This window comes from Micromonospora sp. D75 (assembly GCF_018070405.1).
GTDB lineage: Bacteria > Actinomycetota > Actinomycetes > Mycobacteriales > Micromonosporaceae > Micromonospora > Micromonospora chalcea.
This window is the reverse complement of the sequence record NZ_JAGPXV010000249.1, coordinates 1-8,008: the sequence shown is the minus strand read 5'-3', so window position 1 is coordinate 8,008 and position 8,008 is coordinate 1. Positions and strand designations below refer to the sequence as shown.

9 protein-coding genes are annotated in these 8,008 nt (G+C 73.1%); 3 read left to right on the top strand and 6 right to left on the bottom strand.

Features of this window, described 5'->3' with window-relative positions; genetic code table 11:
* The 4 genes from KBX39_RS16465 to KBX39_RS16450 form a co-directional block, all read right to left on the bottom strand.
* Positions 1-417 (bottom strand): cysteine hydrolase family protein (locus KBX39_RS16465; RefSeq protein ID WP_210871375.1); only part of this gene is annotated, 417 nt, incomplete at its 3' end.
* Positions 418-427: 10 nt separating this feature from the next.
* Positions 428-2,515 (bottom strand): amylo-alpha-1,6-glucosidase, encoded by a 2,088-nt coding sequence (locus KBX39_RS16460; RefSeq protein ID WP_210871373.1) that lies wholly within the window; start codon positions 2,513-2,515, stop codon positions 428-430.
* Positions 2,508-2,876 carry an SCP2 sterol-binding domain-containing protein gene (locus tag KBX39_RS16455; protein WP_064445712.1) on the bottom strand — a complete coding sequence of 123 codons (369 nt, stop codon included), beginning with the start codon at positions 2,874-2,876 and terminating at the stop codon, positions 2,508-2,510. Before KBX39_RS16455 ends, KBX39_RS16460 begins: the two co-directional genes overlap by 8 nt.
* Before the next feature lie 74 nt (positions 2,877-2,950).
* Positions 2,951-3,367, bottom strand: a complete 417-nt coding sequence (locus KBX39_RS16450) for a MarR family winged helix-turn-helix transcriptional regulator (RefSeq protein WP_104114099.1) — start codon at positions 3,365-3,367, stop codon at positions 2,951-2,953.
* A gap of 81 nt (positions 3,368-3,448) precedes the next feature.
* Here KBX39_RS16450 and KBX39_RS16445 point away from each other — a divergent pair, with 81 nt between their 5' ends.
* A complete protein-coding gene (locus tag KBX39_RS16445; protein WP_210871371.1) occupies positions 3,449-5,239 on the top strand; it encodes an ABC transporter ATP-binding protein in 1,791 nt (596 codons plus the stop codon).
* A gap of 103 nt (positions 5,240-5,342) precedes the next feature.
* The gene (locus tag KBX39_RS16440) at positions 5,343-5,900 is read left to right on the top strand and encodes a M23 family metallopeptidase (protein ID WP_083297014.1); all 558 of its coding nucleotides are present in this window, start codon (positions 5,343-5,345) and stop codon (positions 5,898-5,900) included.
* 91 nt (positions 5,901-5,991) lie between these two features.
* On the opposite strand, the gene KBX39_RS16435 is transcribed toward KBX39_RS16440, so the two are convergent.
* Complete coding sequence (locus tag KBX39_RS16435; protein WP_247660275.1) at positions 5,992-6,777, bottom strand: hypothetical protein; 786 nt, start codon at positions 6,775-6,777, stop codon at positions 5,992-5,994.
* 330 nt (positions 6,778-7,107) lie between these two features.
* Between KBX39_RS16435 and KBX39_RS16430 the strand changes: the two genes are divergently transcribed.
* Entirely contained in the window at positions 7,108-7,653 is a 546-nt protein-coding gene (locus KBX39_RS16430; RefSeq protein ID WP_043323518.1) for a hypothetical protein, read from the top strand.
* On the opposite strand, the gene KBX39_RS16425 is transcribed toward KBX39_RS16430, so the two are convergent.
* Entirely contained in the window at positions 7,581-7,886 is a 306-nt protein-coding gene (locus KBX39_RS16425; protein WP_210871369.1) for a hypothetical protein, read from the bottom strand. The genes KBX39_RS16430 and KBX39_RS16425 overlap by 73 nt on opposite strands.
* Positions 7,887-8,008 lie beyond the last annotated feature (122 nt).

Sequence of the window (8,008 nt, the reverse complement as noted above, 5' to 3'; positions counted from 1 at the left end):
GCCGGTGAACACCACGGTCCGCACGCCCCGGCCGCGCAGGATCAGGTCCAGTTCGGTGCCGGAGAATCCGCCGAGCCGGGTGCCGGTGACCACGACGTCGCCGGGCTGTCGCCCGACCTCGTCGACGATGCGGGTCTTCGGGTCGCCCTCCAGGAACGCCCCGCGTTCGGCGATCATCGCGAAGCTCGGGGTGTTGGTGATCAGGTCCGGGTAGCCGGGCCGGTAGGCGACCCGGGTGAAGACCACGAGGCCGCCCGCCGCCCGCGCGGCGGCGGCGACCCGGGCCGCGTTCGCCGCCACGCCGTGCCGGGCCACCTGGTCGGCGAAGAACGGGCCGAAGACGCCGTCCGGGCTGACCACCTCGGGTTGCCAGTGGACGCCCACGACCGCGGTGTGCTCCCAGTCGATGCGCTGCATGTCGATCCCGTCACGGTGCGGAGAGCTGCTGTGGCGCCAGCTCGTAACGGCTCAGGCCGCCGGCGGCGGTGCTCCTGCCGAAGGCGTCCAGCCGCCCCCAACGACCGGGGACGTCGAGCAGCGCCACGTAGTCGAGGCTAGCAGGCAGAGCCGGCCGGGCCACGAGATCGTCGCCGACCGGCCGCAGGCCGAGCATCGTCCGCAGGAGCAGCAGCGGCGCTCCGGCCGACCACGCCTGCGGGCTGCACGCGGTCGGATACCGGATCGGGTAGCGGGTCTCGGACCGGTCGTGCCCGGCGAACGCCTCCGGCAGCCGGCCGTCGTAGAAGGCCGCCGCGTCCAGGATGCCGGCCGCGACGCGGGCCGCCTCCTCGGCGTACCCGTAGCGCCGCAGTCCCCAGGCGATGAACGAGTTGTCGAACGGCCAGATGGTCCCGACGTGGTAGCCCACCGGGTTGTAGCGCGCCTCGCCCTCGGCCAGCGTGCGGACACCCCAGCCGCTGAACATCGCCGGTGACATCAGGTGCCGCACCAGGGCCTCGGCCTTCGGCTCCTCGACGATGCCGCTCCACAGCAGGTGGCCGATGTTCGACGACAGGGCGTCCACCTTGCTGCCGTCGCCGTCCAGCGCCAGCGCCATGTACTCGCCGTCGTCGATCCAGAAGTCGTGGTTGAAGCGGCGCTTGAGGTCGGCGGCGTCCCGCTCCAGCCGGTCCGCGTACGCCGCGTCGTGCCAGATCTCGCGGGCCAGCCGGGCGGTGCGCACCTTCGCGTCGTACGCGTACCCCTGGAGTTCGCAGGTGGCGCGCGGGAAGCCCGGCAGCCGGCCGTCGCGGTAGGAGATGCTGTCCCAGGAGTCCTTCCAGCACTGGTTCTCCAGGCCGTTCACCGGGTTGCGCCGCTCGTAGGAGACGTAGCCGTTGCCGGCCCGGTCGGCGTAGTGGTCGATCCAGTCGACGGCCGCCCGCGCCTCCTGCTCCACCGCGCGCACGAGGGCGGCGTCGCCGGTCCACCGCTCGTACTCGTCGAGCAGCACGAGGAACAGGGGAGTGGCGTCCGCGCTGCCGAAGTAGGGGCTGTGCGGCGTCTCGTCGAAGACGGTCAGCTCGCCGTAGCGCATCTCGTGCAGGATCCGGCCCGGCTCCTCCTCCCGGAAGTCGTCGATCCGGCTGCCCTGGCGGAAGGCGAGCACGGTGAGCGTGGTGGCGGCGAGCTCCGGTGCGAACGGCAGCGCCTGGAGGCTGGTGAGGATGCTGTCGCGGCCGAACAGGCTCATGAACCAGGGCAGCCCGGCGGCCAGCACGCACCCGGTCCCGGCGAGGAACGGGCTGAACCGCAGCGCGGCCAGGTCGATGAGGCTCTGCCGGTAGGTGTTCTGCAACGGACCCCAGCTGGTCTCCAGTCGCGGCGCCCGGTCCAGCCACTCCCGTAGCTCGGCGGGCTTGTCCCGGGCGTTGCCCTCGACCCGTCCGGGCAGGCTGAGCCGTTCCAGTCCGCGGGGCAGGGGGAGGTCCGGCTCGGCGGTCAGCCGGGTCTGCCACCGGCCGTGCGGTTCGATGTGCACGCGCAGCGTCAGGCCGTTCTCGTCCACCTCCGCCGGAGCCGTCGCCGACACGATCGTCTCGCGGCGGTAGCGTTCGCGCTGGTAACCCAGGACGAGTCGCGGGCCGTCGACCCGCCGGTAGTGCCGCCCCTCCCGGTTCGTCGTGCCCTCCTTGACCGCGAAGAGGTCCGCGAAGTCCGCGTCCACCTCGATCCGTACGGTCAGGTCGACGGCTCGCCGGTCGTTGTTGACCAGGAACAGTTCCTCGTGGAGTCCGCTGTTCAGCCTGTGGGTGCGGCGCACCTCGAGCGTGCTGTTGACGTAGACGTCCTGCGCGCCCGGGACCAGGTAGAACCGGTTCTCGAAGTACTGGATGTCGTCGATGGACAGCGTGCTGAGCCGCTCGCCGTCGATGGTGAGCTGCCACCGGGACAGCAGGCGGGTGTCGTGGGCGAACAGGCCGTGGGTGCCGTCGGCCGCCGGGACGATGTCGCCGGCCCGGTCGCAGACCAGGAAGATCGTCCCGTCGAAGATGCCGACGTGGTCGTCACCCATGATCGTCTCCCCGGTGTCCTTCCGGGCGCGAGCCGGGCGGGGAGGGGAACAGCCGGCGTACGGTCGCGAACAGCCGGGGGCTGCCCTCCACCTCGGCCTCGCCGCGCAGGACGGTGGTCAGGAAGTACGCCTCGCCCCGGGCGATCCGGTCGAAGACGGCCCGGTCCGCCCGGACGACCGCGTCCCCGCCGGTGGCCTGCCGTGCCGCGGTGACCTCGCCCCGGGCGATGGAGACCAGCCAGTGGTCGACCGACCCGTCACCGGCGATGTCGAACCGGACGCTGCCCTCGTGGAGCGCTGTCAGCCCGCGCTGCCGGCGCTGCCCCAGGCTCCGGAAGAACTCTTCGGTGGCGTCGACCATCGGCCCTCCTCCCGATGGCGCTATTCCCCGCCACGGGGCCTGTCGCCTCACCCGGATCGGGTGAAACCGCTGATCTAGTCCTCGCGCAGGCGGCGCAGGATGCGGGTCAGCTCGGCCCGGTCGTCCGGCGAGAGCGCGCCGAAGAACCGTTCCGCCTCGGTGGCCCGCGCCTGCCGGATCGCGGCGCCCACCCGCTCGCCCTCGGCGGTGGGCGCGACCAGCGTGGCCCGCCGGTCGGCCGGGTCGGGCCGGCGTTCGACCAGCCCGCGCTCCTGCAACCCGTCGATCACCTCGGTGGCCGATCGCGGCGCGATGCGCAGGTGCTCGGCGAGCGCGCCGGGACGCAGCGCGCCGTGACGCATCAGCACGCCCAGCGCCCGCGCCTGCCCGGGGCTGATCTCCCACGGCGCAAGCGCGCGCTTGGTCTGGTGCCGCAGCCGGCGGGTCACCGCCCAGAACGTCTCGGCCAGGCTCTCGTCGCTGCCGTCCACGGGGAATACGGTAACAGGCTTTCGTGTTGTTCCCTCATGTTGAGGTAACCTCAGCATTATCCCCCCACATGAGGAGCACCCTTGGATCGCATCCCCGACGGCCGTCGCGACGGCCGAACCGTCTCCCCGGCCGAGAAGGCCCAGGCCCGCGACGTGTCCCTGCGCCGGATCGGCGGCCTGTTCACCGCCCACCGCGGCCCGCTCGCCACCGTGGTGGCGATCATCGTGGCGTCCTCGATCATCGCGATGGCCACGCCGTTCCTGCTGCGTACCGTGATCGACAGGGCCCTGCCCGAGCGTGACCTGACGCTGCTGGCCTGGCTGGTCGCGGGCATGGTCGCGGTCGCCGCCGTCACCGCCGTGCTCGGCGTCGCCCAGACCTGGATCTCCACCCGCGTCGGCCAGCAGGTCATGCACCGGCTGCGCGCCGACGTCTTCGCGCACCTCCAGCGGCAGTCGATCGGCTTCTTCGTGCGCACCCGCACCGGCGAGGTCCAGTCGCGCATCACCAACGACATCGGCGGCATGCAGGCGGTCGTCACCTCCACCGCCACCTCGATCGCCGCCAACCTCACCACAGTGGTCGCCACCACCATCGCCATGCTGGCGCTGAGCTGGCGCCTCACGCTCGTCTCGGCGGTCGTGCTGCCGCCCGCGCTGTGGCTCACCCGCCGCGTCGCCCGGCTGCGCCGGGAGATCACCGCCCAGCGCCAGCGCGAGCTGGCCGACCTCACCGTGACCATCGAGGAGGGGCTGTCGGTCAGTGGCGTCCGGCTGGCCAAGACGCTCGGCACCGGCCCGGCCCTGGTCGACCGGTTCACCGCGTCCTCGGCCCGCCTGGTCGACCTGGAACTGCGCTCCGAGCTGGCCGGACGCTGGCGGATGGCCGCCATGAGCATCGTCTTCGCCGCCATCCCCGCGGTGATCTACCTCGGTGCCGGGCTGCCCGGCACCGCCGGCACGCTCACCATCGGCACGCTCGTCGCGTTCACCGCCCTGCAGGGCAACCTGTTCCGGCCGCTGATGGGCCTGCTCAACGTGGGCGTCACGCTCACCGCGTCGCTTGCGCTGTTCGCCCGCATCTTCGAATACCTCGACCTGCCCGTCGAGGTCGCCGAGCCGGCCCGCCCGGTCCCGCTCGACCCGGCCACCGCCCGCGGCCACCTGCGCGTCGAGGACGTCACCTTCAGCTACCCGGGCAGCGACACCGCCGCCCTCGCGGGCGTCAGCCTGGACGTCCCGGCCGGCACCAGCCTCGCCCTGGTGGGGGAGACCGGCTCCGGCAAGAGCACGCTCGCCGCGCTGATCAGCCGGCTGCACGACCCGGACGCCGGCCGCATCACCATCGACGGGATCGACCTGCGCGACCTGCGCCCGGCCGATCTGGCCGCCGTCGTGGGCGTGGTCAGCCAGGAGACGTACCTGCTGCACGGCACCGTGCGGGACAACCTCCGGTACGCGCGTCCGGACGCCACCGACGCCGACATCGAGGCCGCCGCCCGCGCCGCCCGCATCCACGACCTCATCGCCGCGCTGCCCGACGGGTACGACACCATGGTCGGCTCGCGCGGCCACCGGTTCTCCGGCGGCGAGCAGCAGCGCCTGGCGATCGCCCGGACCCTGCTGCGCGACCCGCGGATCCTGGTGCTGGACGAGGCGACCAGCGCGCTGGACGCCGAGACCGAACGCGCGGTCCAGCGGGCGTTGGACGAGCTGGCCCGGGGCCGCACCGTGGTGACCATCGCGCACCGGCTCTCCACCGTGCGCGACGCCGACCGGATCGCGGTGCTCGACCACGGCCGGATCGTCGAGTCCGGCACCCACGACGCGCTGCTGGACCGGCGCGGCCGCTACGCCGCCCTGGTCGGCTGACCGTAGGAAAGTTTTGATCGAGCATTCATCCGTGTAGCTATTTACCCGGCCTCCGCGCGGCCCATAGCATCGACCTGGATCACTCGATGCGAGGAGGGGAACGATGTCGCTGATGACCACCGCCGCCCGGTGGCGCGTGCCGGCGCTGCTCACGACCGCCGTCGTCGCGGGCGCGATGCTCGGCGTGCAGCCCGCGCAGGCCGCCCGGCCGGGCTTCCGGATGCCGTTCCTGTGCGGCCAGACCTGGCAGGGCAACAACTGGAACGGGCACAGCCCGGCTCACGCCATCGACTGGAACCACTACGACGCCAACGGCAGCCCGGACGACCTCAACCGCCGGACGGTCGCCAGCGCCGCCGGCACCGTGCTGGAGTCGTACTACTCCACCACCTCCGGCTACGGGAACACCATCGTCATCGGGCACGGCGACGGCTGGCGCACCCGGTACGCCCACCTCAACTCGCGCGCGGTGGCCACTGGCGACACCGTGAAGCGCGGCGACGTCATCGGCCGGGTCGGCGCGACCTCGGCGAAGTACGACCTCAGCCCGCACCTGCACTACGAGCAGATCCACAACGGCAGCGTCGTGGTGGCCGTCGTGCAGGGCGTGACCTGGTCAGACGGGCTGAAGCGCAACCAGAAGAGCACCAACGGCTGCTGATCGGCCTCGCCGCGTACCTGACCGCCCGCCGGACCCGGCCGGACGAGGCGGCCGTAGCGGGCTGACCGCCGCCGTCCGCCCGTGCGGCGCGTCAGACTGCCGGTGGCTGCGGCTCGCCGGGGCGCGGTCGCTGCCCCGGAGCCGGGCGCGGCGCGGGCGGGGGGAGCAGCGGCTCCAGCGGGAACAGGTCCGCCGGCCCGTTGGCGTCCGGCGCTCGCGGCGCGGGCCTCGCTCCCGCCGCCTCCGGCTGCCGGTCGCGCCGGTCCCGCTCGTCGGCGTACTCGGCGCGGCGGCGGGCCAGGTCGCGCTCGCACTCCAGCGCGATGCGCTGCTCCCAGTACGGCTGGAGCAGCCGGCGCACCCGCTCGTCCAGATGCACCGTGACGTCCGGCTCGCAGGCGACCGTCACCTCCCCGCGCGCGTACGTCCAGGGCGGTGGATCGTCCTCGGCCAGCGCCGCCGTCAGCGCGGCGTGCAGGTCACGCGGCCGGTGCGGCGGCACCTCCACCGCGTAGCGGACGGCCAGCCGGTGCAGCCGCTGCGTGGCCTGCGCCTGGAAGTAGTCGACGTACCAGCCGAACAGCTCCGGCCGCGCGGTCTCCGACGACCAGGTGTAGGTGACCCGCACCAGGAACACGTACACCTGGCCCTGCGCCGGCACCACGAGCGGCTCCGGGGCGCGCCGGTCGACTGTGGTCACCGGCGTCTCCGGCTCCTCGGTCCACCAGAGCCGCCGCAGCGTAGGCTGCGCGCCGTCCCAGAAACGCCGGGTCCGCAGGCGCGCCGCGTCGCCGAGCGCCCGCGCCCGTACCCGCCAGCCGTTGCGCGGCGCGGGCCGCTGGTCGGCCGGCCCCGGATCCTCCGGCACCGCGGTCATCGCACTCCCTCCCTGCCGGATCGCGGCACCGCGTCCCGCGGCGTCGCCGGGACGCGCGGGCCGTCGGGTGAGGGGTGGCCGGACCGCCGTGGCGGTCCGCGATCCACGCTAACAACAGCGACCGGTGTACGCGCGCAGCCGCGCGGACGGCTCCGCCCCGCCGGTTGACCGATCGGACGAGCCGTCCCGTAGTCCTATCCGTGGGACTCGGGGCGGGTTCGGTCCCGTTCACGAGACCGACCATCCAAACTCGATCGGCATGCCTTGATCTGTTATCGAAGCGCTTCGTAGCGTGAGGCTCCGCGATGCTTCGGGGGAGGACCAGAACGCATGGGCGTAGACGCTCGCCACGCCGCCGGCCAGACCGTGACGTACGTGCGGTCCCTGGCGGAGCGGCAGTACGACCGGGTCTGGACTCCGGACTTCCTGCACCTCACCCCCGACGTACAGGGCTTCGCCGTCTTCCACCGCGGTGGCCTGGTGCTGGTCTACGGCGCGGTGTCGCCGGAGGACCCGGCCCGCTGGGTCTTCCGGATGGCCTGCGCGGCCGGCGCCGACGTGCCGGACATCTCCGGGGCCATGGCCTGGGCGAACATCCGCAACCGGCTGGCCGAGGAGGGGCGTTACTACTGCGTCGTCAAGGCCGACCAGAGCGCCTGCCACGTGGTGTTCGCGCTGGACGTCCGCAGTCCGCTGCTCGACGACGCCACCGCGCCCGACGCGCAGGCGCTGCGCGAACTGCTGCACTTCTCGCTCGCGGTGTGCGTGCACAACGCCGTGGCGGACTTCCGCGATCTGGCGTCCTACCTGCCGGCGCGGCCGCTCGCGCCGACCGAGATCGACGCCTGGACGCTGTTCGCCGGCACCCAGGACTGATCGCGCGGCAACGGTTCGCGGGCCCGGCGCAGCCCGGCGAGCTGCACGAAGATCTCCCGCTTCGCGGTCGCGGTGCCTCGACGGTCGAGCACGTAGCCGGTCAACCAGATCCAGCCGGTGTGCGTCACCTCGGCGCCGACCGACACGACCCGGAACGTGAGCGCCCGGTCGCCGCCGAACTGCACGGACGCTCGGCCGTCGACTCGCAGCAGGTCACCGGGTTGCGGGCGCACCGCTACCAGTGGCCGTCGTTCGGCGGGCGGCACTCGCGGGCGTGCATGGTCTGCCAGTCCCGCAGGGCGCGCTTCAGCCTGTCGTTCTCCTGCGCGAGCAGGCGTACCTGTCGGTGCAGCTC

Bases quoted from the DNA above. Each gene is read 5' to 3' on its own strand.
- KBX39_RS16460 (WP_210871373.1), bottom strand. From the start codon at position 2,515: ATGGGTGACGACCACGTCGGCATCTTCGACGGGACGATCTTCCTGGTC.
- KBX39_RS16430 (WP_043323518.1), top strand. From the start codon at position 7,108: ATGGGCGTAGACGCTCGCCACGCCGCCGGCCAGACCGTGACGTACGTG.
- KBX39_RS16455 (WP_064445712.1), bottom strand. From the start codon at position 2,876: ATGGTCGACGCCACCGAAGAGTTCTTCCGGAGCCTGGGGCAGCGCCGG.
- KBX39_RS16435 (WP_247660275.1), bottom strand. From the start codon at position 6,777: ATGACCGCGGTGCCGGAGGATCCGGGGCCGGCCGACCAGCGGCCCGCG.
- KBX39_RS16440 (WP_083297014.1), top strand. From the start codon at position 5,343: ATGTCGCTGATGACCACCGCCGCCCGGTGGCGCGTGCCGGCGCTGCTC.